This window comes from Streptomyces sp. NPDC101234, assembly GCF_044767525.1.
Taxonomy (GTDB): Bacteria; Actinomycetota; Actinomycetes; order Streptomycetales; family Streptomycetaceae; genus Streptomyces; species Streptomyces sasae.
In genome coordinates this window covers 584,714-611,034 of sequence record NZ_JBIWOA010000001.1, presented here as the reverse complement: position 1 = coordinate 611,034, position 26,321 = coordinate 584,714, and the positions used below count along the sequence as shown (strand labels likewise).

The following is a 26,321-nucleotide window of genomic DNA, read 5'->3' as shown; positions in this document are numbered from 1 at the left end:
GAGCCCAAGCCACGCCGCACCCGCAAGGCGGCAGCGACCGCCGAAGCCGCGGTCGACACCGCCGAAGGCACCGAGGCCAAGCCCCGCCGCACCCGCAAGACCGCGGCCGCCGCCCCGGAGGTCACCGAGACCGCTGAGGTCGTGGAGCCCAAGCCACGCCGCACCCGCAAGGCGGCAGCGACCGCCGAAGCCGCGGTCGACACCGCCGAAGGCACCGAGGCCAAGCCCCGCCGCACCCGGAAGGCGGCAGCCGCCGCCCCGGAGGTCGTCGAGGCCGAAGCCGCGCCCAAGCCGCGACGGACCCGGAAGACGGCCGCAGCCGCAGCCGAGGCGGCCGTGGACACCGCCGAGGCCGCCGAGGTCAAGCCCCGCCGCACCCGCAAGACGGCAGCCGCCGCCACCGCGGAGATCCCGGCGCAGGCCAGTGCGGAGCCGGAGGCCAAGCCGAAGGTCCGCCGGACCCGGAAGGCCGCTGCCGCGGCTCCCGAGGCCTGATCGCGGCACGCACCACGACGGCCCGGCCCACTTCGTGTGGGCCGGGCCGTCGGCGTCCGTGCCCCCGGGCTGCGGGATTCACCCACCGTCTCCCGGGCCGTCGCCGGCCTCCGGATAACCTCTCCCCCATGAGCAGGCCTCGTACCTTTGTCCCGCCCGCCGGTGCCCGCGCGTACGCGCTCGCCACCGAGCGGGGTGAGTTCGCCGTCGTCGACGCACCCGTGGCCGCCGGGGCCGAGCCCAAGGGGACCGCGCTGCTGCTGCCCGGGTTCACCGGCAGCAAGGAGGACTTCAGCCCGCTGCTGGCGGCACTCGGCGCGCGCGGGTACCGCACGGTCGCCGTGGACGGGCGCGGGCAGTTCGAGTCGGACGGGCCGGCGGACGACGAATCGGCTTACGCGCAGGAGGAGTTGGCGCGGGACGTGCTCGCGCAGGCGGCGGCGGTCGGCGACGGCCGGCCCGTGCAGCTGCTGGGGCACTCCCTCGGCGGTCAGATCGCGCGCGCGGCCGTGCTCCTGGACCACGCGCCGTTCCGTTCGCTGACCCTGATGGCGTCGGGCCCGGCACAGATCTCGGCCTCCCAGCAGCAGCGCGTGAAGCTGCTGCGGGACGCGCTCGCCGTGATGTCGATGGCCGAGGTGTGGGATGCCATGCAGGCCATGGAGGCGCCCGAGGAGCTGGACGAGGGCCTGGTCGACGGCCTGGACGGGGAACCGGAGGACGGCGCGGATCTGCGGCGCCGCTGGCTGGGCAACAAGCCGGCCCAACTCATCGCGACCGGCCGCCAGTTGTGCACCGAGCCGGACCGCGTCGCGGAACTCGCGGCCGTACCGCTGCCGTTCCACGTGCTGTCGGGTGCGCGGGACGACACCTGGCCGGTGCCGCTGCTGGACGACATGGCGCTACGGCTGGGGGCGCACAGGACGGTCATCGCGGGGGCGGAGCACTCTCCCAACACCGAGCGGCCGGCCCCCACCGCCGAGGCGATCGCCGCGTTCTGGGACGGCACCCCCCAGCAGGGCTAGTACTGCGTCTGGAGGTGCTCCCAGAAGCCGTCCCGCAGGGCGCGGCGGAGGTCGGCCTGGCCGCGCAGGGAGTACTGGAGCATGCCCTCGGCCTCGACGAGGAGGTCCTGGTCGACCGGGCCGGGCAGGTAGGGATGGCCGGGCAGCAGCTCGACGAGTGCCTCACGGCCGCGTGCGGACAGCCACTTCGCGGCGATCTGCGCGCCGACGAAGCGGACGTCCTCGCGGGTGGGCCGGGGGGTGCCGGTCTCGTAGGCGGCGGTGCGTCTGGAGACGTACGGCTTGAAGAACTCGAGGTCGAGGGTGCGCTGGCTGTCGACCTCCCAGAGCAGCGGCTCGGCCTGGTTGCGGCCTTCCGGGGCCTCGATGCCCCAGAGGTGGACGCGGGCGCCGTACCCCTGGGCGGCCTCGACCGCGGAGACCAGGTCCTCGTCGCCGCCGAGCAGGGCCGCGTCACTGATCGCGCGGTGCCGGGCCAGTGACTCCAGGTCCGTGCGGATCAGGGAGTCGACGCCTTTCTGCTGGTTGTTGGCGTTGAGGTTGCCGAGGCGGACCTTGACGTCGGGCAGCTCGGCGATGGTCTGCTGCTCGGCGGTGTGGATACGGCGGCGGGCGCCGTCGTACCAGTAGACGCGCAGCAGCCTGCTGTCCGCGAAGATCTGGCGGGCCTTGTCGATGAGCGCCTCGATCAGCCCCTCGGCGTCGAGGTCGAAGGCGCGGCGGTCCTCCGTCCCGGCGACGAGCCGACCCGTGGCCGCGTACAGGTAGCCGGCGTCGACGAAGATCGCATGCGTCGAGGGCGTCTTGGCCACCTCGGCGAGCATGCGGGTGAGCAGCTCGTTCGTGTGGTCGATACGGGCCCGGAGGGCGGCGAGGTCGTCGTTCATCACCTCCATTGTCCCGGCGGTCACGCTGCGAACACAACCAGTCCCGGTCAGTCTCCTCGATACCTCGTACCGGTCAGTAATTAGCCGTTCGAAAAATTTCTTTAGCGTAGGGAATGTTTGTAACACGCAAGTCGTTGACTAGGTCAGAACAGCGACGAAGGGAGAGGCCATGCGCTTCGAGATCATGCGACTCGACGAGGTTGACGGCACGACCGTGGACAGCACCGTCGTGGACGCCGCCTCCGTCAACAGGATCGTGCAGCAGGCCGCCGCCATCGGGCAGCGCCTGTGGATCCGACCGGCCGAGAACCAGGCTTCGTAACACGACGACGCGACACGAAGCAGTGAAGCATTAGTGAAGCAGTACTGACGCGCGGAACACCGCAGAGTCTTCAGAGCCCCCGTACGGCATCGATACCGTACGGGGGCTCTGCGTTTCTGTGCGGAGCGGCTACCCGCCCTTGATCACCTGGGTGACACCGTTGATGATCTGCTGCACGGCGATCGCGGAGAGCATCATGCCCGCCAGCCGTGTCACCAGCACCACGCCGCCGTCCTTGATGACCCGGATGATCAGCAGCGAGTAGCGCATCACCAGCCACAGCACCACATGGATCGCGAGGATCGCGGTCCACACGGACACCTGGGCGGCGACACTGCCCGCCTTCTGCACGGCGAGGATGACCGACACGATCGCACCGGGGCCGGCCAGCAGGGGCATGCCCAGCGGCACCAGTGCCACGTTCACGTCCTTGGTCTGCTTCGGCTCGTCGGTCTTGCCGGTGAGCAGGTCGAGGGCGATGAGCAGGAGCAGCAGCCCGCCCGCGATCATCAGCGCGGGCACGGAGACATGCAGATAGTCCAGGATCTGGTGCCCCAGCAGTCCGAAGACCGTGATCACACCGCCCGCCACGCACACGGCCTGGAAGGCCATCCGCTTCTGCACCTTGCCGGGCCGGCCGGCGGTGAGGGCGAGGAAGATCGGGGTGATCCCCGGGGGATCCATGATGACGAAGAGGGTCAGGAAGAGGGAGCCGAAGACGGCGAGGTCGAACATGACGGAGCTACATGCCTTGCGTGGAGAAAGACGGACGGGAAGTGCGCGGGCGGACCTCAGGCCCCGCCGGTCCCCGGCACCGGGAACGCGCCCGTCGCCCGGCGGGTGATCTCGCCGTACACCTCGGGGTCGGTCGTGTACTCACCGAGCAGCACGGTCTTGCGGCTGCCGTGGTAGTCGGACGACCCGGTGACCAGCAGCCCCAGCTCCCCGGCGAGGCCCCGCAGCCGTGCGCGCGTGTCCTCGTCGTGGTCCATGTGGTCGACCTCGATGCCGTCGAGGCCGGCCGCGGCCATCTCGGCGATCGCGGACTCCGGCACGATACGCCCGCGCTTGGAGGCCCCCGGGTGCGCGAACACACACACCCCGCCGGCCTGCTTGACCAGCCGGATCGCCTCGAAGGGGTCGGTCTCGTGCTTCTCCATGTAGGCCCGGCCGCCGTCGGCCAGCCACTCCTGCGTGAAGGCGTCGCTCACGGTCGGTACGACACCGAGCTCGACGAGCGCGGAGGCGACATGCGGCCGCCCCACCGAGCCGTCCCCGGCGATCCGCGCGACCTGCTCCCAGGTGACCGGCACGCCCAGCCCGTTCAGCTTGGCGATCATGCCGTGGGCGCGCGGCACCCGGTCGTCCCGGACCAGCTCACGCTCGGCGAGCAGATCGGGCTCCTCGGGGTCGAAGAGGTAGGCCAGCATGTGCATGGAGACGCCGTCGACACGGCAGGACAGCTCGGCCCCGGTGACCAGGGTGAGCCCCTCGGGCAGCGCGGCGACGGCCTCGGCGTACCCGCGGGTGGTGTCGTGGTCGGTCAGCGCGACGACGTCCAGCCCGGCAGCGGCGGCATTGCGCACCAGCTCGGCCGGGGTGTCCGTACCGTCGGAAGCGGTGGAGTGGCAGTGCAGATCGATACGCACGACACGGACTCCAGCGGGACGACACGGATAGGGACGCGTCAAGGATAACGGCTTGACGGAGCTGCCCTGTCACACCCGAAACCTGTGAGTGACCTTTACGCAGCCAACCCAGGGGCGCTGGGGGTACCCCCGGCCGAAGGCTGGGGGAGGAACTGCGCAAGCGGCCACACACCACCTGCTGCCGCGCACCGGCCGACACCCCACCCCCTTGGGCGCTACGGCTCGAGCAAGCGCGGCGACAACGCACCGCAAGGCACCAGGTCCAGCTCCGCCCCCGCGTCCCGCAGGTCCGTCAGCACCAGTTCGTCGTACATCAGCAACCCGGTCTGCTCGGGCCACACCACGATCCACAGCCACAGTCCCCGGGCCTCGCCCGCGAAAACGGCCCTGTCGTCCGGCGCCCCGGACACATGCCACAGCGGCGTCGGCCGCCCGGCGGCCAGCACCTTCGCCTGCGGCGGCTTCTCCACGTTCATCCCCGGCCCGGGATCCGGCCCGTCGATGCCCGCGTACCGCGCCCCGAGCCCGACGCCCAGTTCCTCGGCGACCAGGATCATCTCCCCTATGCCGCCGAGCGGCGCGGGTCCGGAGCAGGCGACGGCCGTCGCACGCCCCCCGCTGCGGTCGTCACCGGCGCACGCCACACCCGTGAACAGCCAGCCGACCGGCAACGGCCAGGGCATCCACACCGGCACCTGGGTGCGGTGCACCACCACACCGAGGGCCTCGACGCTGGGCGGGATCACGGGCTGTACCGGATGCACGGTCCCGTGCACGTCGCACTGCCAGGTGTCGGCGAAGAGTCCGGGAGCCCTGACCCGGCCACCACACTTCGGGCAACTGGGTTCGCCCCTCATAGGGCCCCACGGTCCTACCCGGAATCCCCCACGTCAAGGACGATCACCCGACCGGCGCACGCAACCTCGCAAAGAGGCGGGCATCGGTGCGCGCCCTTCCGATCCGGTGGGCGCCGGGCACCCCGCGGAGGGCTTCGCCGCGGCCTTTGCCAACTGACTTCCCCCGGACGGCGCTTGGTGAGCTTGCTCACCCTTGTGGCCGTCCGGCGGGTCAGTCAAGCGGGACGGACTTCCGGTTCGGATCCCGGAGATCCGTCCCGTTCGCGAGCCAGCGCTCCTGGAGGGCCTGCGCGCCGTGCACACGCTTCCAGGCGGCCTCGTTCGGCGTCATCGGCAGCAGCGGCAGGAACCGTACGGGGTCGAGAGGCTCGTCCAGCTCCAGATCCTCGACGAGACCGCCCGGCTCGCCGACCAGGACCGAGGTGAAGGGGGCGCCGGGCCACAGCGGATCGCCGACGTCGAGGGATGCACCCGGTGCCACAATCAGGCCCTCGACCTGCGGAGACGCGGCGAGTACGGCGAGCGCGCGGAGCACCTTGTCGGTCTCGGCGAGCCCGGCGCGGACCGACAGGACCAGCTCCGCCCGGGGTCCCTTGACAGGGTCGGCGACCATCGCGGTGGGGTCGGCCATGGGGTGCGCGGACATACCGAGCGTGACGTAGCGGGCGACGTTCTCGCCCTGGAGATCCTCGTGGAAACGGAGCACCTCGATACGGTCCGTACCGAGGAAGGTGACCGCCGCACGCGCGTCCGGTTCGCCCAGCGCGGTGCTCAACCGGGCCTCGACCAGAGGAAGAACATCAGCCATGTCGTGAGCATAGAACTCGTCAGTACCGGGCAAAGCAGCGCCTTGACACTGAGGGCTACTGCTACTCTGACCGCGGTGGTTCTGGGCAGCACGCAGCGCGTCGCGGTAAGTCCCCGACACCGTTGGCACTCCCTTACGAGGGACCGGCTGGAGGAGGTGGGGCTGTCATGGATCGAAGTCACCCGTGCAGTACCACTCGCTCTTCCGGCCTCTGATTCCTTCTCTGGCTGGCTGCCGCCTTTTCGTGCGCGTTGTCGTTCGGAAGAGCACTTCGTTTCGCTTGCCTGATCCCTCTGACTGATCCGCTCCGGATCGGTCTGGATCTGTTCGTCTGATCCGAATCAGTAGCGAAGACATCACCGCAATGGTGCGGTGCTCCCCGCTTTGTGGACGTGCCAAACATCCTTCCCCTACCCAAAGGGTGGGGATACCCCTTGTCAGGACGTCCTCATTCCGGGTAGTTCCACCCGTTCAACCGGTGATCTTTCGTTGCCTGTCGCGAAGGAGCCTGCCCATGTCGATGATCCGCGACCTCCGTGCCGTGGTGCGCCCGTCCCGTCCGTCCCTGCGCAAGAGCCTGCGGCCGGACACCGGCGCGTACGACACCACCCGCGACCCCGGTACGCCGTCGGCCGTCGTCGACTGCGCCGTGTACCGCGACGGCGCCCGCGTCCAGACCGCGAAGCCGCTGACCCCGCACGAGGCGATGCGGCTGGTGCGCCGCGACGGCGGGTTCGTGTGGATCGGCCTGCACGAGCCGACCGAGGCCGAATTCGCCGTTATCGCAAGCGAGTTCGGGCTGCACCCGCTGGCCGTGGAGGACGCCGTCCAGGCCCACCAGCGCCCGAAGCTGGAGCGGTACGACGACTCGCTCTTCACCGTCTTCAAGACCATCCACTACGTCGAGCACGACCAGCTCACCGCGAACAGCGAGGTCGTGGAGACCGGCGAGGTCATGTGCTTCACCGGTCGGGACTTCTTCATCACCGTCCGGCACGGCGGCCAGGGCTCGCTGCGGGCGCTGCGGCACCGGCTCCAGGACGACCCCGAGCTGCTCGCCAAGGGCCCCTCGGCCGTGCTGCACGCCATCGCCGACCACGTCGTGGACGGCTATGTCGCGGTCGCCGACGCGGTGCAGGACGACATCGACGAGGTGGAGACCGAGGTCTTCACGCCCAGCCGCAAGGGCGGGGTCTCCCGAGGTGTCGACTCGGCGCGCATCTACCAACTCAAGCGCGAGGTGCTGGAGTTCAAGCGCGCGGTGTCGCCCCTGCTCCGCCCGATGCAGCTGCTGAGCGAGCGTCCGATGCGGCTGGTCGACCCCGACATCCAGAAGTACTTCCGGGACGTCGCCGACCACCTCGCCCGCGTCCAGGAGCAGGTCGTCGGCTTCGACGAACTCCTCAACTCCATCCTCCAGGCCAACCTCGCGCAGGCGTCCGTGGCGCAGAACGAGGACATGCGGAAGATCACGGCCTGGGCCGCGATCATCGCCGTACCGACGATGGTGTGCGGGGTGTACGGCATGAACTTCAAGTACATGCCGGAGCTGCACTGGAAGTACGGCTACCCGGCGATCATGGGCGTCACGGTCGTCATCTGCCTCGGCATCCACCGCACGCTCAAGCGCAACGGCTGGCTCTAGGGTGGGCGCCATGACAAGTGAGCTGCTCGACCAGGCCCTCGTCGAGGAGGCCACGAAGAAGTCCGGCCTCGTCTGGGTCCGGGGCGCCGGGGCGCCGGCCGCGCGTGCGGTGTGGCATGCGTGGGCCGACGGGGGCGTGTGCCTGGTCGGCGACGGGGCCGAGCAGCCGTTGACGGGGCTGGCCGACGGGGGGTCGGCGGAGGTGACCGTCCGCAGCAAGGACAAGGGCGGCCGGCTGGTCACCTGGACGGCGACGGTGACCGAACTGTCCGCCGGTTCCCCCGAGTGGGAGGCGGCGGTGGCGGAGCTGAAGGGCAAACGCCTCAACGCACCCGACGGCGAGGCGATGACGGAGCGGTGGGCGAGAGAGTGCAGGGTGCTGCGCCTGACGCCGACGGGGGCGACGGGGTCACTGCCGACGGGGAACCTGGCGGAGGCACCGGTACCGACCCGGGCCACCACCCGCCACCCGATCCCGGCCGGCCTGCCGCGGCTGCTCGCCAAGCGGAGAAAGACCAAGTAGCCGAGGGCTGCGCGGAGTTCGGCACCGCCGGTCGACACCGTCGCGGCTGATCGCCGTCGCGACGGAATCAAAGGGGCCCAGCACTTCAAGCCAAACCGTCGCCCCCACCCCACGAACCCGCCGATCCCGGATTCTCGCCGGTCCCAAGAACCCACCGGTGCCACAAACCCACCGGCTCAAAGCACCCACCGGCTCAAAGCACCCACCGGCCCCAGCAGCCCATCGGCCTCATAAACCCGCCGGTCCCAGCAACCCGCCAGTCTCGTAAACCCACCGGTCCCAGAAGCTCGTCGGTCCCGTGAAGCCGTCGGCCTCATGAGCTCGCCGGTTCCATCGGTCCGCCGTGGTGGTGCTCAGCCCCCGCGGTGTCGGCCGGCGGTGCCGAATCCGCCGCAAGCTGTCCTCGACGCCCCCTATGACGTCGGCAGTTGTCGCCCGTAGTCCACCGTCTCACCCTTCTCCGGCTCGGAGACGCTGAAGTCCTTACCCCAGTCCGAGAAGGTGAGCGTGCCGGCGCCGCCGCCGCGCTCCAGGCGGAGGGGGTACGGCTTGCCGTCCAGGGAGACGTCGAGGGTGCCGCCCGAGCCGCCGTCGCCGGTGATGCGGATCGTGGGGGTGCCCGATTGTTCGTGATGGCCCGCCGTCGAGAGCGGGCCGTGCAGGGTCAGCAGGCCCGAGAGGAGGAGATCCTTGTCCGTGAAGCCGCTGAATTTCTTGTACGCGGGGTCCCCCTGCGGCACCTTCACGTACTTGCCGCCGAGCGTCCCGGCCGCACTCGTGTCGCTGCCGTCCGCATGGTTCCAGAAGTCCGCGTCGGCCTGCAGATACAGCCTCTCGCCCACCCGCAGCAGCTGGAAGGTCGAGCCCTTCGAGGTGACCGACCCGGTTCCGCCGTCCTTGTTCAGGCGCATGTCCAGCTGGTACGTGCGCCCGCTCGTCACCACGGTCCCCGCCATCCGTACCGTCTCCACCGACGTCGCCGCGGCCCGCGTCCTCGACTGGATCACGGCCGCGGACAGCTTCCCCACGCCGTTGGTCCCCGCGTCCGGATTCTCGCTGCATCCGGTGAGGACGGCCAGTGCGCACACCGCCGTCGTCGCTGCGGCGCGGCGCGTACTTCCCGGAGCGATCGTGGTCACAGACAGGGCCACCCTTCTGACGGATCCGGCACGGCGTACCGCAGCGTACCGGTGCCCCACCCGCCCGGCGGAGCGGGTCCGTCCGGACCGCCCACCAGGGCGTATCCGATCGGTACGGGCTAGCCTGAAGCCCACCGAGCGGGCAGAAAAGACAGGAAGAACATCAAGTGGCACGTCCATAGGCAAAGGAAGCGAAACCATGGCAGCCGGCGCTCCCCGGATCTTCGTCTCGCACCTCGCCGGTGTCGCCGTCTTCGATCCCAACGGCGATCAAGTGGGCCGCGTCAGGGACCTCGTCGTCATGCTGCGCGTCGGCCGCAAGCCCCCGCGACTGCTCGGCCTGGTCGTCGAACTGTCCACCCGGCGCCGGATCTTCCTGCCCATGACCCGGGTGACGAGCGTCGAGTCCGGTCAGATCATCACGACCGGCGTGCTCAACGTCCGCCGCTTCGAGCAGCGCCCCACCGAACGCCTGGTCTTCGGCGAACTCCTCGACCGCCGCGTCAAACTGGTCGAGACGGACGAGGAGGTCACCGTCCTCGACCTGGCCGTGCAGCAGCTGCCGGCCCGCCGGGACTGGGAGGTGGACCGGGTCTTCGTCCGCAAGGGCAGGACGGGCACCTTCCGGCGGGCCAGGGGCGAGACGCTCACGGTCGAGTGGTCGCAGGTCACCGGCTTCTCCCTGGAGGAGCACGGCCAGGGCGCCGAGAGCCTGCTCGCCACCTTCGAGCAGCTGCGCCCGGCCGACCTCGCCAACGTGCTGCACCACCTCTCCGCCAAGCGCCGCGCGGAGGTGGCCGCCGCACTGGACGACGACCGCCTGGCCGACGTGCTGGAGGAGCTCCCCGAGGACGACCAGATCGAGATCCTCGGCAAGCTGAAGGAGGAGCGGGCGGCGGACATCCTGGAGGCCATGGATCCGGACGACGCGGCCGACCTGCTCGCCGAGCTGCCGGAACAGGACAAGGAACGGCTGCTGAGCCTGATGCAGCCGGCGGACGCGGCCGAGATGCGGCGCCTGATGTCGTACGAGGAGCACACGGCGGGCGGTCTGATGACCACCGAGCCGATCGTGCTGCGCCCCGACGCCACCGTCGCCGACGCCCTCGCCCGGGTCCGCAACGCCGACCTCTCCCCCGCCCTCGCCGCCCAGGTCTACGTCTGCCGGCCGCCCGACGAGACCCCGACCGGCAAGTACCTGGGCACCGTCCACTTCCAGCGCCTGCTGCGCGACCCCCCGTACACCCTGGTCAGTTCGCTCGTCGACGACGACCTGCAGCCGCTCGACCCCGACGCCACGCTCCCGGTCATCGCCGGGTTCTTCGCGACGTACGACATGGTCGCCGCGCCTGTGGTGGACGAAGCGGGGTCGCTGCTCGGCGCGGTGACCGTGGACGACGTACTGGACCACATGCTGCCGGAGGACTGGCGGGAGACCGAGTTCCACCTGGACGGGGAGGAGCAGACGGAGGAGAAGGGGGCGGGGACCCATGGCACCTGAACGTGAGAGCGGCCGTGAGCGGATGCCGTCGGGCGCCACCGCGGCCTCCCGGCCCCGCGGGGCCCGCCTGGACCAGCCGCGTCCGCCGCGGCGCAGGCTGCTGCCCGAATGGGATCCGGAGGCCTTCGGACGGCTGTCCGAGCGCATCGCACGGTTCCTGGGCACCGGACGGTTCATCGTCTGGATGACGTTCGTGATCATCGCCTGGGTGCTGTGGAACATCGTGGTGCCCGGCAGGTTCCGTTTCGACGAGTACCCGTTCATCTTCCTGACGCTGGCCCTGTCCCTGCAGGCCTCCTACGCGGCCCCGCTGATCCTGCTCGCGCAGAACAGGCAGGACGACCGCGACCGGGTCAACCTCGAACAGGACCGCAAGCAGAACGAGCGGTCCATCGCGGACACCGAGTATCTGACCCGGGAGATCGCCGCCCTGCGGATGGGGCTGGGCGAGGTGGCGACCCGGGACTGGATCCGCTCGGAGCTGCAGGACCTGCTCAAGGAGATGGACGAGCGGCGGAACGGGCATCACGAACATGCCGTATTCCCGGCAGAACGGTCGGCGAGGCGTGACGTAGACGACCGTTGAGGGGCGTTATGGGGGCACTGCACCTCGCCGTACCATCGTCTGTATGGCTAGCGAAGACGCGGTGCGCGAGGCACTGGCGACGGTGAACGACCCCGAGATCAACCGACCCATCACCGAACTGGGGATGGTCAAATCGGTGGAGATCGGGGAGGACGGCGCGGTCGCGGTCACCGTGTACCTGACGGTCTCGGGCTGCCCCATGCGGGACACGATCACCCAGCGCGTCACGGACGCGGTCTCCCGGGTGGATGGGGTCACCCGGGTCGACGTGACGCTGGACGTGATGAGCGACGAGCAGCGCAAGGAGCTGGCGTCCGCGCTGCGCGGCGGGCAGGCCGAGCGCGAGGTCCCCTTCGCCAAGCCCGGCAGCCTCACCCGCGTCTACGCCGTCGCCTCGGGCAAGGGCGGCGTCGGCAAGTCGTCGGTGACGGTGAACCTCGCCGCCGCGATGGCCGCCGACGGCCTCAAGGTGGGCGTGGTCGACGCGGACATCTACGGCCACTCCGTCCCGCGCATGCTCGGCGCGGACGGCCTCCCCACCCAGGTCGAGAACATGATCATGCCGCCGTCGGCGAACGGCGTGAAGGTCATCTCCATCGGCATGTTCACCCCGGGCAACACCCCGGTCGTCTGGCGCGGCCCGATGCTGCACCGCGCCCTCCAGCAGTTCCTCTCGGACGTCTACTGGGGCGACCTGGACGTCCTGCTCATGGACCTTCCGCCGGGCACCGGCGACATCGCCATCTCGGTCGCCCAGCTGGTCCCGAACGCGGAGATCCTGGTCGTCACGACCCCGCAGCAGGCGGCGGCCGAGGTGGCCGAGCGCGCGGGCTCCATCGCGGTGCAGACCCACCAGAAGATCGTCGGCGTGGTCGAGAACATGTCCGGCCTGCCCTGCCCGCACTGCGGCGAGATGCTCGACGTCTTCGGCACGGGCGGCGGCCAGCTGGTCGCCGACGGCCTGACCCGCACGACGGGCGCCACGGTCCCGGTCCTGGGCAACATCCCGATCGACGTCCGCCTCCGCGAGGGCGGCGACGAGGGCAAGCCGATCGTCCTGACCGACCCCGCCTCCCCGGCGGGCTCGGCCCTGCGCGCGATCGCGGGCAAGCTGGGCGGCCGGCAGCGGGGCCTGTCGGGGCTGTCGCTGGGCATCACACCGAAGAACAAGTTCTAGGCCGAACGGGCTCCGAACGGACTCCGCTCCGGAGCTCCGAACGAGCTCCGGAGGCGATACGACGAAGGGGGCGCCGTCCGTCAGGGACGGCGCCCCCTTCGTCGTACGCCGTCCCGGCCGGTGCCCGTGGCCCTGCTCGCGCGGACGCGCGGCCGACGCGTCAGGCGTACTCGGCGATGTCCTTGATCATGGCGAATCCGAGACCGTACGCGGACATCCCTCTGCCGTACGCCCCCAGATGCACCCCCTCCGACGTGGAACCGGCCAGCACCCAGCCGAACTCCGACTCCCGGTAGTGGAACGGCGTGGACACCCCGTCCACCGGGAGGGACAGCGTCGACCACACGTCGCCCGCCAGGTCGTCGGCCAGTTCCCACGCGGTCTCGGTCTGCTGGTCCAGCCAGTCGTCCCGGAGGCTGTGGTCCATCTGGCCCGGCCAGGTGAAGGACAGCAGGCCGACGCCGGCCAGCCACGCGGCCGAGGAGACCGACGTGGCCTCCAGGAGACCCGTGCCGTCGGCGCTCCGCCGGGACGGGCTCGCCGCGACGGTCACGACCACCGCGAACTTCTCCCTCGACTCGTTCGCGGCCGCGGCCAGGTGCTCGTTGCGCACCGACGGCTCGTCCCCGTGTCCGATCGACCCGTGCTCGACGGCCCCGTCGGCCGCCATGCCCACCTGCATCAGCCAGCGCGGCCCCGTGAACGCCTCGTCGAGGCCGTACCAAGGGAAGGGCGCCAGCAGGTAGCCGTCGACCGTGCGGCGGGCGGCGGCGAACTGCTGTCCGCCCGCCGCGACCGACGCCTGTCCGTCCACCCGACTTGTCGTCTCCATCTGCCGGACGCCTCCTCGCTCAGTCGGTCCGGGGCGGCCCGCCCCCCTTCGGGCGCACTCGTCCGGTCCGCACAACAACTCGGCAGCATATCGACACTGCCGGGACCAGCAGCGAAAGCGCCCGGCGCGTGGGTCGCCCGAAAGGCCGGATCAAGCCGTGAGCGGCGTACTCGCGCTATGAAACGCGTCACGTACGCCGCTCGTCCGGATGTGTGAGGAGGCTCAGGTGGCGTCCGCGTCGAAGGGCGGACGGTCGTCGTCGCCCGAGCCCTCGGGCTTTTTGGTCATGTCGATCCGGCCGCCCCCCGAAGAGGACGGCGAAGAAGAAGACGACGAGGAGGACGAGGACGCGGAGTCGGCCTCGCGGCTGTTCACCGCGTCCGTGACCTCGGCCATCTCCTTCTTCAGGTCGAAGCCGTTGCGGATCTCCTTGAGCCCCAGTTCGTCGTTGTCGAGGTGCTTGCGGACGAACGTCTTGGGGTTGAGGTCCTCGAACTCGAAGTCCTTGAACTCAGGACCGAGTTCCTGGCGGATGTCCGCCTTGGCGCTCTCCGAGAACTCCCGGATCTTGCGAATGGTCCGCGTGATGTCCTGGATGACCTTCGGGAGCTTGTCCGGACCGAAGACGAGCACGGCGATCACAACGATGGTCACCAGCTCGAGCGGTCCTACGTCATTGAACACCTGAAGCTCCTTGCGATGTCCGCGGTCCTCGGCCCTCCGGTCGCTGTTGCGGGTGTTCCGTGGTCCGGGCCGGGTCCACGGTACCCGGCCCACCTGTCCGACCGGTACTGTCCCGGGCTCTCGGACTGCGTGTATACGACCGGTTTTCCGGGTTGTTTGCCTAGTCGGGGCCTGTATGGGACCCCGCCTGTGAGGTTTCTGTCAGTTCCTGTCCGAAGAGCCCAGGACCAGCGCGAGCCGCATTTCGGCGCCGGCCCGCTCGACGGTGAGGCTCAGCCGGTCGCCGGGGCGGTGCGCCCGGGTGCGGACGATCAGCTCCTCACCGGAGTGGACCGGCTGTCCGTCGAGTCCGGTGATGACATCGCCGGCCCGCAGACCGGCCCGTGCGCCGGGGCCGTCCGCGGTGACCGCCGGTCCGCCGTCGGCGGCCTTGTCGTCGATGCGGGCGCCGTCGCCGGTGTAGTTCATGTCGAGGGTGATCCCGATGACCGGGTGGGTCGCCCTCCCGGTGCCGATCAGTTCCTCGGCGACGCGTTTGGCCTGGTTGATCGGGATGGCGAAGCCGAGCCCGATCGACCCCGCCTGCCCGTCGCCGAGGCCGTCCGCGCTGTCGGCGGAGCGGATCGCGGAGTTGACCCCGACCGCCCGGGCGCGGGAGTCGAGCAGGGGGCCGCCGGAGTTGCCCGGGTTGATCGGCGCGTCCGTCTGGAGCGCGTCGACGTACGAGACGTCGCTGCCGTCACTGTTCTCGCCGCCCGCGGTGATGGGCCGTTCCTTGGCGCTGATGATCCCGGCGGTGACGGTGTTGGGCAGGTCGAAGGGGGCGCCGATGGCGACGACCGGATCACCGACGCGGACGTCGTCGGAGTCGCCGAGGGGCAGGGGCGTGAGGCCGCGGACGCCGTGCACCTGGACGACGGCCAGGTCGTAGCCGCTGTCCCGGCCGACGACGGTCGCCGTGGCGGCGGCTCCGCTGCTGAACGTCACCGTTATCCGGCCGCCGCCGGACACCGCGGGTGCGACGACGTGGTTGTTGGTGAGGATGTGGCCCTGCGCATCGAGCACGAAGCCGGTGCCGGTGGCCTGTTCGTCGGTGCCGGTGACATGCAGGGTGACGACGCTGGGCAGCGCCCGCGCGGCGATCACGGCGATGCTGCCCGGCGGCCGCCCGGGAGGCGGCGGACCGGGCTGGGGCAGTTGTACGGCCTCCAGGCCGTCGGTGCGCTCCAGATAGGCGCCGATCAGCCCGCCGCCCACACCGGAGACCACCGCGAGCAGCAGCGCGCCCGCGGCGAAGGTCCGCCGGCTGCGCGCACGCCTGCGCCCCGCCGCCGGCCCGCCCGCCCCGGTCTGCCGGAGGTCCGTCTGCGCGCCCCAGGTGCCGTCGGCCGGCGGGGCCTGCTCGGCGGCGAGCGTGGCCGGGTGCTGAACGGGCGGAGCGGGGGCCCAGGGGCCGGGACGGCCGTAGGGCGGGGTGCCGTAGGGGTCGGGGTCGTGACGGGGCTGCTGGGGGCGATCAGCGGCCGGGCCGGATCCGGCGTCGGCAACACCCTCCACGGCCGGAGCGGAGTCCACGGCGGCGGCGCCCTCCGCAGCCGGACGGGACTCCACAGCGATGACGCCCTCCGCGGCGGATGCGCGACCGGTAGCGGCGGCATTCTGGACGGTCACGTCCGGCGCCTCGGCGGGGTTCAGGAGCATCTCCGCCGGGTCCGGGAGCGCCTCGGCCGGGTCCGGCACCATGGCCGGGTTCCGGAGCGCCTCGGCCTCGCCCGTCGGCGGCTTCGGTTCGGAGTCGTCCCCGCCTTCGGTGGCCTCCTGGACGTTCCCGGCGGGGGCCACCGCCGGGGCTGCGAATCGGAAGTCGCCGTCGGTGTCCGCGGCCGCCCCGTTCGGCACGGCCGGTGTCACCTCCTTGGCCCGCTCCCCCGCAGCAGGCACCGCATCTCCGGGTGTCTCCGGTGACGTCGGTATCGCCTCGTCCATGTTCTCCTCGCGGCTACCCCGCGGCCCCCACGCACGGGCGGGCTCGCGGAAGGTCGAATCCGTGCCCGGAGCACTGTCTCGGGCATGGCTGGCTCACAGGATTCAACCAGGTTCGCGGCTCGCCGCGCAGGGGCCGTTCGACAGGCGGTCAGTGGGCCGCGCGGGAGGAATGAGAGGACTGCGAGGAGGACGGGGAGGGAGCGGAGGTCGTGTCGGGGACGGGTGCGGCGAGCAGGCTGGTGACGGTCGCCCCGGGGGTGCCGGGGGTGCCGGCCCACGAGGTGAGGGCGAACGGCGGGTTGGCGGTCAGCGGCCGTATCAGCGGGGAGACAGCGGCCGCGCCGGCCATCACCGGTGCGGTCAGTTCCCGCAGCGCCTGCTGCGCCGCGGCCGGGGAGGGCACCCCGGGGAGCAGCGGAGCGGACACCGAGGTGGAGGCCGCCGTGGCCGCCGCGGTCGTGCCGCCGAGGAACGTGCCGGACGCCAGCAGCGGGGTGAGCGAGCGGCGGCGCTGTGCGTCGGCAGCGCCGGTCGTGCCCGTGCCCGCGGTACCGGCCGGGGCGACGCTGCCGCCTCCGGTGGACCGGGCGTCGGCGGCCGGTGTGCCGGGCATGCCCGCGGTGACCCCGCCGAGGGCGACGGCGGCCAGCGAGACCGCTCCAGCGGCGACGAACGCGAACCGGATGCCGCGCGAGGCGGAGCGGTCGCCGTCCGGGCGGCCGACGGGGTGGATGCGGAAGCCTCGGTCGGCGGCCGCGGCCGCGTCGTGCGGGTGGGCCGGGACATAGCCGAACTCGAAGCGGTCCTCCCGGCTCACGCCGAAGAGCCCGCTGTCGGATCTGCGTCCCGAGGGGCCTCCCCCGCCGAACGGCGAGCCGCCGTCCGTGTCGCCGCCCCCGGGCAGCCCCTGGAGACGGGCGAGGAAGCTCTCGGAGGGCGGGGGCGGGGCGGCCTGCGCGAAGACGCTCTTCAGTGCGCGCTGGGCGTCCGCCTCGGCCTTGCACCGGGCGCAGGTCGCCAGGTGGGCCAGGACGCGGTCACGCGACTCGTGACCGAGCTCTCCGTCCACCAGGGCGGAGAGTCGGTCTCCCAGGTGCTGCTCGGCGAGCTGTCGCTCAACAGGTTTCGGTCGTGATCCACTCACGCGGTCGCGCCCCCTCCTCCCAGTGCGGGAACGCGGGGCACGAAGGAGCGCCGCTCGGCCTTGCGGGCCTCCGGGGAGCGGTGCGCGAGGGCCTTGCGCAGCTGCGAGCGGCCGCGGTGGATACGGGAGCGGACCGTGCCGAGCTTGACGCCGAGGGTCGCGGCGATCTCCTCGTACGACAGGCCCTCGATGTCGCACAGGACGACGGCGGCGCGGAACTCGGGCGCGAGGGTGTCCAGGGCCTGCTGGACGTCGGCGTCGAAGTGCGCGTCGTTGAAGGCCTGCGAGGGGGTGGGCTCGCGGCTGGGCAGGCGCTCGGCCGCGTCCTCGCCCAGGGCGTCGAAGCGGATGCGCTGCTTGCGCCGGACCATGTCGAGGAACAGGTTGGTCGTGATGCGGTGCAGCCAGCCCTCGAAGGTGCCCGGCGAGTAGGTCGACAGGGAGCGGAAGACGCGGACGAAGACCTCCTGGGTGAGGTCCTCGGCGTCGTGCTGGTTACCGGTGAGGCGGTAGGCCAGGCGGTAGACGCGGCCGCTGTGCGTGCTGACGATCTCCTCCCACGTGGGCGGAGTCCATGCCTGCCCGTCCGCGTCGGTGGAGAAGGTCGCGGTCTGGGCCTCGCCCATGGCGAAGGCTTCGGCGTGGCTTGGGTCAGCAGCGGTGTCGTTCACGGATTTCGGCCTGCCTGCCGATCCGAGAAAGCGCCGCAGCACTCCTCCCCGATCCGCGGGCGCAGCCGCACCTCCCCTGTCGGCTCTGGTGGTGTCCAGTGGAGCCCCTACCATAGCCACCTCGCCCGTTAGCTCCGGATAAGCGGTTTTACGAGAATTTGATCTGTGCTGATAGGGCTCGTCCAGCCGCATCAGCAGCTGATCGACCGCTTCCCTGTCGTCGTGATCCATTCGTGTCCCCCCGCGTCGTCTTCCACCCCTCTAAACGCCCGGTCCCATCTGCGGGTTCCCGGTGCCAACGGATACAGTCACGCCCAGGCAACCACGGGGACAGGAGAGGGTCATTACCGGCAACCGGCAGACGAGCTGGGCGTTCGCCGACGCCTACGTCGCCGAGGACGAAGCACTGCGGTGGGCCCGTGACCGGGCCCGCGAGGCAGGACTGCGCTCGGTGTCGCCCGGCACGGGCGCCGCGCTGCGCATGCTCGCCGCCTCCGTGGACGCCAAGGCGGTCGCCGAGATCGGCACGGGGTGCGGGGTGTCCGGGATGCATCTGCTGCACGGGATGCGCCCGGACGGCGTGCTGACCACCGTGGATCCGGAGCCGGAGCACCAGCAGTTCGCCAGGCAGGCCTTCCGCGCCTGTGGCTTCGCCAGCAACCGGGCCCGCTTCATCCCGGGCCGCGCCCTCGACGTGCTGCCCCGTCTCGCGGACGCCGGTTACGACCTGGTCTTCTGCGACGGCGACCGCCAGGAGTACTCCGACTACCTCGCTGAATCGTTGCGCCTGCTGCGCCCCGGTGGCCTGGTGGTTTTCGAGGGCGTCTTCGCCAACGGCCGTACGGTCGACTCCGGACCCCAGCCGACCGAGGTGCTGCGGCTGCGCGAGCTGCTGCGCTCGGTCCGGGAGAGCCCGGAGTTGGTGCCGTCGCTGCTGCCGGTCGGCGACGGGCTGCTCTGCGCCGTCAAGCGCTGACCCCGGGCGGGGAGTGTCCGGGGGTACGGCAACGCCCCGGCACCGCTTGCGGTACCGGGGCGGCCGAAAGGGTATGGTCGCTGACGCCTCAGCCGACGACGTTCTTGAGGGCGTCGGCGAGCGCCGCTGCCTCGTCAGGGGTCAGCTCGACGACGAGCCGACCGCCGCCTTCGAGCGGAACGCGCATGACGATGCCCCGCCCCTCCTTGGTCACCTCGAGCGGGCCATCACCCGTCCGCGGCTTCATGGCCGCCATGCTCGTTCCCCTTCCTGAAAACAGCTCATCGTCTACCGACGGCCCTGGAGGGCACGCGTGATCCTCGCGGGACACGCGACACCGGCATCGAACACATTGCTTCCAGGCCATTATCCCGCATCTCAGGACCCGATGACCAACATCAGTCGGCATCGCTTGGGCAACGCGCGCGAGCAAAACCACCCAATTCGGCGATGTGGCTGCGATACTGCGCCGCCGTGCGCCCTTACGCCGCCCGAGTCGCCTCCGGTTTTCTTTGACGCAGGTCACACGTCGGGTCCGGGTCCGGGACGGCGAACTCCGCCATGCTGTCCTTCGGGCATCGACGTACTGAGCGGTACGTCAGCCGCGACGGCGAAGACGACGGAGGGGAAGCACCATGACCGACACCGTGCTCTACGAAGTGAGCGACGGGCTCGCGACGATCACGCTGAACCGCCCCGAGGCGATGAACGCGCTCAACATCGCGACGAAGGTCGCCCTTCGGGAGGCCGCGCAGGAGGCGGCGGCCGACACGACGGTCCGGGCGATCCTGCTGACCGCGGCCGGGGACCGGGCGTTCTGTGTGGGCCAGGACCTCAAGGAGCACATCACTCTGCTCGCGTCCGACCGGGAGACGGGCGCGGGGCAGACGATGACGACGGTCCGGGAGCACTACAACCCGATCGTGCGGGCGCTGGTGTCGGCGCGGAAGCCGGTGGTGGCCGGCGTGAACGGGGTGGCCGCCGGGGCCGGGTTCGGGTTCGCGCTGGCCGCGGACTACCGGGTGGTCGCCGACACGGCTGCCTTCAACACGTCGTTCGCCGGGGTAGCGCTGACCGCGGACTCCGGGGTGTCGTGGACGCTGCCCCGGGTGGTGGGGCCGGGGCGCGCCGCCGACCTGCTGCTGTTCCCGCGGAGCATCAGCGCGCAGGACGCGTACGAGTGGGGTATCGCCAACAAGGTCGTGCCGGCGGCGGAGCTGCGGGCCGAGGCCGAGAAGGTGGCCCGGACGCTGGCCGACGGTCCGACCGTGGCGTACGCGGCGCTGAAGGAGGCCGTCGCCTACGGGCTGTCGCACTCCTTGGACGAGACGCTGCAGAAAGAGGACGAGCTGCAGGCTCGGGCCGGGGCTTCCGAGGACCACGGGATCGCCGTGCAGGCGTTCGTGAACAAGGAGAAGCCCAAGTACTTGGGGCGGTGAGTTTTTGGGGCGGTAGCGCGCCGTGGGGAACTGCGGGTGCGTCGTGGCCGGTCGCGCAGTTCCTCCCCCAGCCTCCGGCCGGGGGTACCCCCAGCGCCCCTTACGGGGCGCTACGCGCGACGCAAGTTTCCAGGTGGTCGTTGACCAGGCCGCATGCCTGCATCAGGGCGTACGCCGTCGTCGGGCCGATGAAGCGCAGGCCGCGCTTCTTCAGGGCCTTCGACAGGGCCGTGGACTCCGGGGTGACCGCCTGGACGTCGGACAGGGTCTTCGGCGCGGGGTAGGTGCCCGGCTTCGGGGCGTGCGACCAGATCAGCTCGTCCAGCTCGCCCGGCGCCCACTCCGCCAGGACCTTCGCGTTGGCCATCGTCGCGTCGATCTTCGATCTGTTGCGGATGATGCCCGGGTCGGCCAGCAGGCGTTCGCGGTCCTCCTCCGTGAAGGTCGCGACCTTCTCGATGTGGAAGTCGGCGAAGGCCGCCCGGAAGCCCGGGCGGCGGCGGAGGATCGTGATCCAGGAGAGGCCCGACTGGAAGGCCTCCAGGCTGAGGCGCTCGTAGAGGGCGTCGTCGCCGTGGACCGGGCGGCCCCACTCCTCGTCGTGGTACGCCACATAGTCCTCGGTGGACAGGGCCCAGGGGCAGCGGAGCCTGCCGTCCGGGCCGGCCACGGCCGCGCCCACGGTCACCTCGCCGTCCTCGGTCACGGCCGGTCCTCCGACGCGGGCTTGTCCAGCGAGGTGTGCGCGGTACGCGGCCCGGCCTGGGCGCCGGCCAGCGCGGACTCCAGGTCGGCGATCCGGGCGTCGCGCTCCGCGAGCTCGGCGCCGAGACGGCTGAGCGCGTCGTCGACGTCCGCCATGCGGTAGCCGCGCGGGGCGAGCGGGAAACGGAGGCTGTCCACGTCCGCGCGGTTGACCGGGCGGTCCGGGGGCAGCGGGTCCTGGAACCGCTCCGGGGCGACCTCCGGCAGCGGGCTGCTCTCGCCGCCGCTCACCACGGAGAGCGTGACCGCGGCGACCACGACCGCGAGCGCGACGACCAGGAACAGGAACATAACCATCGCGGTGGCCCCCAGGCTCGATGAAGCTCGGTACAGCAGCACTCGTTGTGCTCAGTGTGCTCGGTATCGAATGTGTCTGTGTCCGATCGTGCCATGCGAGTCTGACGGTTAGGGTCGCAGGCGGCCGTAGCGAGGCATTTACTACGAGAGGTCACAGGGGATGCTCAGGCTGGGCAGGCGGGAATTCGGACCGAACGAGCCGGTGATCATGGCGATCGTGAACCGGACGCCGGACTCCTTCTACGACCAGGGGGCGACCTTCCGTGACGAGCCGGCCCTCGCGCGCGTGGAGCAGGCGGTCGCCGAGGGGGCCGCGATCATCGACATCGGCGGGGTGAAGGCCGGGCCGGGCGAGGAGGTCACCGCCGAGGAGGAGGCACGGCGGACCGTCGGGTTCGTCGCGGAGGTACGGCGGCGGTTCCCGGAGGTCGTCATCAGCGTGGACACCTGGCGGGCGTCGGTCGCGGAGGCCGTCTGCGAGGCCGGGGCGGATGTGCTGAACGACGCGTGGGGCGGGGTCGATCCGGGGCTGGCGGAGGTCGCGGCGCGGTACCGGGTGGGGCTGGTGTGCACGCACGCGGGCGGGGCCGAGCCTCGGACGCGGCCGCACCGGGTGACCTACGACGACGTCATGGCCGACATTCTGCGGGTGACCCTCGGGCTGGCCGAGCGGGCCGTCGCGCTGGGGGTGCCCCGGGAGTCGGTGATGATCGATCCCGGGCACGACTTCGGCAAGAACACCCGGCACAGCCTTGAGGCGACGCGGCGGCTGGACGAGATGGTCGGGACGGGGTGGCCGGTGCTGGTCTCGCTGTCCAACAAGGACTTCGTGGGCGAGACGCTGGACCGGCCGCTGAAGGAGCGGGTGATCGGCACGCTGGCGACGACGGCGGTGTCGGCGTGGCTGGGGGCGCAGGTCTACCGGGTGCACGAGGTGGCGGAGACCCGGCAGGTGCTGGACATGGTGGCGGCGATCGCCGGGCACCGGCCTCCGGCGGTGGCCCGGCGGGGGCTGGCGTAGCGGCCCGGGGGCTTCGCCCCCCAGACCCCCGAGAACCTCGCCCACCCACCACCCGACTCGGTGGATCGAGAAGTGCACGACAGAACGAGTCGGGTCGGTGGGCGGGCAACGACGGCTTCAGCGGGCCGCTTCCTTCGACACCAGTGCCACCGCCTCCGCCACGTCGTCCGTGACGTGGAACAGGAGCAGGTCCTTCTCGGACGCCTTGCCCTGGGCGATCAGTGTGTTGGTCAGCCAGTCGACCAGGCCGCCCCAGTACGCGCTGCCGAACAGGACGATCGGGAAGCGGGTGACCTTCTGGGTCTGGACCAGGGTGAGGGCCTCGAAGAGTTCGTCGAGGGTGCCGAGACCGCCCGGCAGGACGACGAAGCCCTGTGCGTACTTGACGAACATCATCTTCCGCACGAAGAAGTAGCGGAAGTTGAGGCCGATGTCGACGTAGGGGTTGAGTCCCTGTTCGAAGGGGAGCTCGATGCCGAGGCCGACCGAGACTCCGCCCGCCTCCAGCGCGCCCTTGTTGGCCGCCTCCATGGCTCCCGGGCCGCCGCCCGTGATCACGGCCCAGCCCGCCTCGACCAGGCCCCGGCCGAGCTTCACGCCCGCGTCGTACTCCGGTGAGTCCACCAGCGTCCGCGCGGAGCCGAACACGCTGATCGCGGGCGGAAGTTCGGCGAGCGTGCCGAAGCCCTCGATGAACTCCGACTGGATGCGCAGCACCCGCCAGGGGTCCGTGTGGACCCAGTCGGAGGGGCCGCCCGCGTCCAGGAGGCGCTGGTCCGTCGTGCTGCGGGTCACCTGACCGCGCCGTCGGAGGACCGGTCCCAGGCGCTGCTCGTCCGGCGGCACCTTTTTCCCCTCGGGGTTCCCGGTAGGCATATGCGCGCTCCCTCCGCTTGCAGGTGTATCCGCCCCAGCGTAGATCCGCTCGGGTTACGTGCGCGGGACGTCGGCATGTCGGGTGTGAAGCGCCACTGTGCCCGTCACCTCGTCAGCCAGGCGCGGAGTCGCTCCTCGCCCGCCAAGATCTTGGAGATTTCCACCCTTTCATCCCTTTTGTGCGCCAAGTGCGGGTTGCCGGGGCCGTAGTTGACCGCGGGGACACCGAGGGACGAGAAGCGGGAGACGTCGGTCCAGCCGTACTTGGGCATCGGAGTACCGCCGACCGCCTCGATGAAGGCCGCCGCGGCCGGGTGGGAGAGGCCGGGCAGCGCGCCGGGGCTGCGGTCGTCGATCACGAACTCCGCGACCCCGCAGTCGGCGAAGACCTCGCGGACATGCGCGATCGCCTCCTCCTCGGAACGGTCGGGGGCGTACCGGAAGTTGACGGTGACCACGCACTCGTCGGGGATGACGTTGCCGGCCACCCCGCCCGAGATGCCGACCGCGTTGAGGCCCTCGCGGTACTCCAGGCCGTCGATGACCGGGTAGCGCGGCTCGTAGGCGGCGAGGCGGGCCAGGATCGGGGCGGCCGCGTGGATCGCGTTGGAGCCCATCCAGGAGCGCGCCGAGTGCGCGCGCTCCCCCTTCGTCCTCAGCAGCACGCGCAGGGTGCCCTGGCAGCCGCCCTCGACCTCGCCGTCCGACGGTTCGAGGAGTACCGCGAAGTCGCCGGCCAGCCAGTCCGGGTGGGCCTCGACGACGTGCTTGAGGCCGTTGAGATGCGCGGCGACCTCCTCGTTGTCGTAGAAGACGAAGGTCAGGTCGCGGTTCGGGGCCGGGACGGTGGCCGCGATGCGCAGCTGGACCGCGACGCCCGACTTCATGTCGCAGGTCCCGCAACCCCACAGCACGCCGTCCTCGTCCAGCCGGGACGGCACGTTGTCGGCGATCGGGACGGTGTCGATGTGGCCGGCCAGGATCACCCGCTCCGCGCGCCCCAGGTTCGTGCGGGCGATCACGTTGTTGCCGTACCGGTCGACCGTCAGATGCGGCAGGGCCCGCAGCGCGTCCTCGATCGCGTCCGCGAGCGGCTTCTCGGCACCACTCTCCGAGGGGAAGTCGACGAGTTGCGCGGTCAGCGCGGCGGCGTCCAGCGTGAGGTCAAGCGAGGTGTCGGCCATGGCTTCGACCCTAGCGCGCTCCAGCCTGTGGGCAGGTTCACAGGCTTCCGCACCCGGGGTTGAGCGCCTCGTACTCTCCAGTATGTTGTACGCGTGCCAGAGCCGTCCCCCACCCGCCCCAAGCGTTACCGCCGCCTCCTGCGCTTCATGTCGGGCCTGCTGATCCTGTGCGGCGTCGCGGCCTACCTGGTCGTCCAGTACGTCACCGGAGGCGGTGGCACCGAGGGCTGCAAGGTCGTCTCGGGCCGGAGCGACGGCGAGTCGTACCAGTTCACGCCCGAGCAGGCGGTGAACGCGGCGACGATCGCCGCCGTCGGCACCGGCCGGGGCATGCCCGAGCGGGCGGTGGCCATCGCCCTGGCGACCTCGATCCAGGAGTCGGGGCTGCTCAACATCAAGCACGGCGACCGGGATTCGCTGGGCCTGTTCCAGCAGCGGCCCTCGCAGGGCTGGGGCACCAAGGCGCAGATCCTGGACCCGGCGTACGCGGCGGGCATCTTCTACGCGCACCTGGCCAAGGTGCCCGACTACCAGACCCTGCCGCTGACGGTGGCCGCGCAGCGCGTGCAGCGCAGCGGCTACCCGGAGGCCTACGCCAAGCACGAGGAGGACGCCACGCTGCTGGCGGCGGCCCTCACCGGGCAGGCGGCGGCCACCCTGACCTGCGACGGGCGCCCCGCGGCCACGACCGTGGCGACGGCCGTCGGCCCGGACGCGGTACGGACCGCCCTGGTACGGGACTTCGGGCGGGACGCGGTCGAGGAGGCCGGCGCGGAGGTGAGCGGTGTGCCGGTGAAGGCGCCGACGCCGACGCCGAGCCTGACCGCCACGGCGCACGGGCGGACCGTGACCGTGCCGGTGCCGGAGGGGAAGAAGACCGACAAGGCGGGGCGCACCGAGAGCGAGCGCGGCTGGCAGCTCGCGCACTGGGCGGTGGCCAACTCCACGGCGCTGCACATCCAGCGAGTGTCGTACGCGGGCCGGGAGTGGGCCGCCGGGAGCACGGACAGCCAGTGGCAGGCGACCTCTTCCCAGAGCACGGGCGGTGCGGAGAAGTCCGCGGGGTCGGTGCGGATCGTGACCGGGCAGTAGGCCGGGCAGCAGTTCGGGCGGCAGTTCGGGATTTCACTCCGGCGGGTCAGCCGGGACGGGACACGTACGTGGTGTGCGCAGGTTTTCGCACGCTCACTCGCGCATGCGTGAAATCCCTTGGGAGCGTGGGGGCGTAAGGATTCTGCGGGGCCGCGTTGCCGACGCCCTTTGCCCGTTTTTATCCACACCCGATAATGCGATGCGTTATCAATTCTTTACCTTGGGCCTCCGCAACCTTCGCGGGCTTCGAGCGGTAGTCACGGCGATCACGTTCCCTCCCGTCGAATGGAGCATCATGTCCCTCCCTCTGACCCGCCGGATCGCCCGTGCCGCGCTGCTCGTCGCAGCGGGAGCGGCTGCCGGGGTCGGTGCGGCCGGCTCCGCCGGCGCGGCCCCGAGCCTGCCGGCCACCCCGAACCTGGGCGGTCTGACCGCGCTGGACGGGACGAACGTCGGCAACACCGCCGACGGTGCGACGCAGCACGTCACCGGGACCCTCGGTCACACCGGAGGCAAGGCCGTGGAGTCGACGGTGCCGGCCGCGGCCAAGACCGGCGGCAAGGCCGTCAGGAAAGTGGCGCCGACGGTGCAGCACACCGCGGGCGACGCGGCCGGCTCCGCGGGCGGGCTGCTGGGCGGTGCGACGTCCACGGCGGCCAAGGGTGGGCTGCCGACGGATGGGCTCGCGAAGGGCGGCCTGCCGGTCAAGGGGCTTCCGCTGGGGGGCTGACGGCGGGGCG

28 protein-coding genes and 1 pseudogene are annotated in these 26,321 nt (G+C 71.2%); 13 read left to right on the top strand and 16 right to left on the bottom strand.

Annotated elements, in window-relative coordinates; genetic code table 11:
* Positions 1-495, top strand: a pseudogene (locus tag ACIRR9_RS02870) (ATP-dependent helicase); the annotation flags it as partial.
* 128 nt (positions 496-623) lie between these two features.
* On the top strand, positions 624-1,520 hold the full coding sequence (locus ACIRR9_RS02865; protein ID WP_403746889.1) for an alpha/beta fold hydrolase: 897 nt from the start codon (positions 624-626) through the stop codon (positions 1,518-1,520).
* Here ACIRR9_RS02865 and ACIRR9_RS02860 read toward each other — a convergent pair.
* The gene (locus tag ACIRR9_RS02860; RefSeq protein ID WP_365347949.1) at positions 1,517-2,416 is read right to left on the bottom strand and encodes an NYN domain-containing protein; all 900 of its coding nucleotides are present in this window, start codon (positions 2,414-2,416) and stop codon (positions 1,517-1,519) included. The two genes, ACIRR9_RS02865 and ACIRR9_RS02860, sit on opposite strands and share 4 nt — an antisense overlap.
* 160 nt (positions 2,417-2,576) lie before the next feature.
* On the opposite strand from ACIRR9_RS02860, the gene ACIRR9_RS02855 reads away from it, so the two are divergent.
* On the top strand, positions 2,577-2,729 hold the full coding sequence (locus ACIRR9_RS02855) for a hypothetical protein (RefSeq protein ID WP_316775443.1): 153 nt from the start codon (positions 2,577-2,579) through the stop codon (positions 2,727-2,729).
* A gap of 129 nt (positions 2,730-2,858) precedes the next feature.
* Here the strand turns inward: ACIRR9_RS02855 and ACIRR9_RS02850 are convergent, their stop codons facing one another.
* The 4 genes from ACIRR9_RS02850 to ACIRR9_RS02835 all read right to left on the bottom strand — a co-directional run bounded on the left by ACIRR9_RS02850 (position 2,859) and on the right by ACIRR9_RS02835 (position 6,043).
* Positions 2,859-3,464: a MarC family protein gene (locus ACIRR9_RS02850; protein WP_403746887.1), complete on the bottom strand. Its 606-nt coding sequence runs from the start codon at positions 3,462-3,464 to the stop codon at positions 2,859-2,861.
* 56 nt (positions 3,465-3,520) lie between these two features.
* Positions 3,521-4,378, bottom strand: coding sequence for a PHP domain-containing protein (locus ACIRR9_RS02845; RefSeq protein WP_403746884.1), 858 nt, complete (start codon positions 4,376-4,378; stop codon positions 3,521-3,523).
* 215 nt (positions 4,379-4,593) lie between these two features.
* A complete protein-coding gene (locus ACIRR9_RS02840) occupies positions 4,594-5,235 on the bottom strand; it encodes a DUF6758 family protein (RefSeq protein ID WP_403746882.1) in 642 nt (213 codons plus the stop codon).
* Between the two features lie 211 nt (positions 5,236-5,446).
* The gene (locus tag ACIRR9_RS02835) at positions 5,447-6,043 is read right to left on the bottom strand and encodes a suppressor of fused domain protein (RefSeq protein ID WP_403746881.1); all 597 of its coding nucleotides are present in this window, start codon (positions 6,041-6,043) and stop codon (positions 5,447-5,449) included.
* A 514-nt stretch (positions 6,044-6,557) separates the two neighbouring features.
* On the opposite strand from ACIRR9_RS02835, the gene ACIRR9_RS02830 reads away from it, so the two are divergent.
* Positions 6,558-7,688 (top strand): magnesium and cobalt transport protein CorA, encoded by a 1,131-nt coding sequence (locus ACIRR9_RS02830; RefSeq protein WP_365347858.1) that lies wholly within the window; start codon positions 6,558-6,560, stop codon positions 7,686-7,688.
* Positions 7,689-7,698: 10 nt separating this feature from the next.
* Positions 7,699-8,211, top strand: coding sequence for a hypothetical protein (locus ACIRR9_RS02825; protein ID WP_403746879.1), 513 nt, complete (start codon positions 7,699-7,701; stop codon positions 8,209-8,211).
* Positions 8,212-8,624: 413 nt separating this feature from the next.
* On the opposite strand, the gene ACIRR9_RS02820 is transcribed toward ACIRR9_RS02825, so the two are convergent.
* Positions 8,625-9,350, bottom strand: coding sequence for a hypothetical protein (locus ACIRR9_RS02820; RefSeq protein ID WP_403746877.1), 726 nt, complete (start codon positions 9,348-9,350; stop codon positions 8,625-8,627).
* 199 nt (positions 9,351-9,549) lie between these two features.
* Between ACIRR9_RS02820 and ACIRR9_RS02815 the strand changes: the two genes are divergently transcribed.
* From ACIRR9_RS02815 to ACIRR9_RS02805, 3 genes are read left to right on the top strand one after another with little or no spacing between them, the layout of a single operon-like run.
* A complete protein-coding gene (locus ACIRR9_RS02815; RefSeq protein WP_365347862.1) occupies positions 9,550-10,851 on the top strand; it encodes a magnesium transporter MgtE N-terminal domain-containing protein in 1,302 nt (433 codons plus the stop codon).
* Entirely contained in the window at positions 10,841-11,437 is a 597-nt protein-coding gene (locus tag ACIRR9_RS02810; protein WP_365347864.1) for a DUF1003 domain-containing protein, read from the top strand. The genes ACIRR9_RS02815 and ACIRR9_RS02810 overlap by 11 nt, the downstream gene beginning before the upstream one ends.
* 43 nt (positions 11,438-11,480) lie before the next feature.
* A complete protein-coding gene (locus ACIRR9_RS02805; protein WP_365347866.1) occupies positions 11,481-12,614 on the top strand; it encodes an Mrp/NBP35 family ATP-binding protein in 1,134 nt (377 codons plus the stop codon).
* Positions 12,615-12,774: 160 nt separating this feature from the next.
* Here the strand turns inward: ACIRR9_RS02805 and ACIRR9_RS02800 are convergent, their stop codons facing one another.
* The 5 genes from ACIRR9_RS02800 to sigE all read right to left on the bottom strand — a co-directional run bounded on the left by ACIRR9_RS02800 (position 12,775) and on the right by sigE (position 17,973).
* Positions 12,775-13,446, bottom strand: a complete 672-nt coding sequence (locus tag ACIRR9_RS02800) for a hypothetical protein (protein ID WP_365347868.1) — start codon at positions 13,444-13,446, stop codon at positions 12,775-12,777.
* 222 nt (positions 13,447-13,668) lie between these two features.
* Entirely contained in the window at positions 13,669-14,130 is a 462-nt protein-coding gene (locus tag ACIRR9_RS02795; protein WP_365347870.1) for a sec-independent translocase, read from the bottom strand.
* 201 nt (positions 14,131-14,331) lie between these two features.
* On the bottom strand, positions 14,332-16,116 hold the full coding sequence (locus ACIRR9_RS02790; RefSeq protein ID WP_403746873.1) for a trypsin-like peptidase domain-containing protein: 1,785 nt from the start codon (positions 16,114-16,116) through the stop codon (positions 14,332-14,334).
* 148 nt (positions 16,117-16,264) lie between these two features.
* Positions 16,265-17,260 carry an anti-sigma factor family protein gene (locus tag ACIRR9_RS02785; protein ID WP_403746872.1) on the bottom strand — a complete coding sequence of 332 codons (996 nt, stop codon included), beginning with the start codon at positions 17,258-17,260 and terminating at the stop codon, positions 16,265-16,267.
* The gene (sigE, locus tag ACIRR9_RS02780) at positions 17,257-17,973 is read right to left on the bottom strand and encodes an RNA polymerase sigma factor SigE (protein WP_123974332.1); all 717 of its coding nucleotides are present in this window, start codon (positions 17,971-17,973) and stop codon (positions 17,257-17,259) included. Before sigE ends, ACIRR9_RS02785 begins: the two co-directional genes overlap by 4 nt.
* A gap of 250 nt (positions 17,974-18,223) precedes the next feature.
* Here sigE and ACIRR9_RS02775 point away from each other — a divergent pair, with 250 nt between their 5' ends.
* Positions 18,224-18,907 (top strand): O-methyltransferase, encoded by a 684-nt coding sequence (locus tag ACIRR9_RS02775; protein ID WP_365347876.1) that lies wholly within the window; start codon positions 18,224-18,226, stop codon positions 18,905-18,907.
* 88 nt (positions 18,908-18,995) lie between these two features.
* Here ACIRR9_RS02775 and ACIRR9_RS02770 read toward each other — a convergent pair whose 3' ends face one another.
* Complete coding sequence (locus ACIRR9_RS02770; protein ID WP_069751535.1) at positions 18,996-19,163, bottom strand: DUF3117 domain-containing protein; 168 nt, start codon at positions 19,161-19,163, stop codon at positions 18,996-18,998.
* Between the two features lie 379 nt (positions 19,164-19,542).
* Here ACIRR9_RS02770 and ACIRR9_RS02765 point away from each other — a divergent pair, with 379 nt between their 5' ends.
* Complete coding sequence (locus tag ACIRR9_RS02765) at positions 19,543-20,346, top strand: enoyl-CoA hydratase/isomerase family protein (RefSeq protein WP_403746869.1); 804 nt, start codon at positions 19,543-19,545, stop codon at positions 20,344-20,346.
* A 100-nt stretch (positions 20,347-20,446) separates the two neighbouring features.
* Here ACIRR9_RS02765 and ACIRR9_RS02760 read toward each other — a convergent pair whose 3' ends face one another.
* On the bottom strand, positions 20,447-21,034 hold the full coding sequence (locus ACIRR9_RS02760; protein WP_403747042.1) for a DNA-3-methyladenine glycosylase I: 588 nt from the start codon (positions 21,032-21,034) through the stop codon (positions 20,447-20,449).
* 14 nt (positions 21,035-21,048) lie between these two features.
* Positions 21,049-21,408, bottom strand: coding sequence for a DivIVA domain-containing protein (locus tag ACIRR9_RS02755; RefSeq protein WP_403746868.1), 360 nt, complete (start codon positions 21,406-21,408; stop codon positions 21,049-21,051).
* A gap of 160 nt (positions 21,409-21,568) precedes the next feature.
* Here ACIRR9_RS02755 and folP point away from each other — a divergent pair, with 160 nt between their 5' ends.
* Positions 21,569-22,429 (top strand): dihydropteroate synthase, encoded by an 861-nt coding sequence (gene folP / locus ACIRR9_RS02750; protein ID WP_403250950.1) that lies wholly within the window; start codon positions 21,569-21,571, stop codon positions 22,427-22,429.
* A gap of 117 nt (positions 22,430-22,546) precedes the next feature.
* Here the strand turns inward: folP and ACIRR9_RS02745 are convergent, their stop codons facing one another.
* Together ACIRR9_RS02745 and dapE are read right to left on the bottom strand one after the other, a co-directional pair.
* Positions 22,547-23,305: a TIGR00730 family Rossman fold protein gene (locus ACIRR9_RS02745; RefSeq protein WP_403746866.1), complete on the bottom strand. Its 759-nt coding sequence runs from the start codon at positions 23,303-23,305 to the stop codon at positions 22,547-22,549.
* 104 nt (positions 23,306-23,409) lie between these two features.
* Entirely contained in the window at positions 23,410-24,489 is a 1,080-nt protein-coding gene (gene dapE / locus ACIRR9_RS02740; RefSeq protein WP_403746864.1) for a succinyl-diaminopimelate desuccinylase, read from the bottom strand.
* Positions 24,490-24,582: 93 nt separating this feature from the next.
* On the opposite strand from dapE, the gene ACIRR9_RS02735 reads away from it, so the two are divergent.
* Both ACIRR9_RS02735 and ACIRR9_RS02730 read left to right on the top strand, forming a co-directional pair.
* Entirely contained in the window at positions 24,583-25,581 is a 999-nt protein-coding gene (locus ACIRR9_RS02735; RefSeq protein ID WP_403746862.1) for a heavy metal transporter, read from the top strand.
* A gap of 295 nt (positions 25,582-25,876) precedes the next feature.
* Positions 25,877-26,311, top strand: coding sequence for an ATP-binding protein (locus ACIRR9_RS02730; RefSeq protein WP_403746859.1), 435 nt, complete (start codon positions 25,877-25,879; stop codon positions 26,309-26,311).
* Positions 26,312-26,321 lie beyond the last annotated feature (10 nt).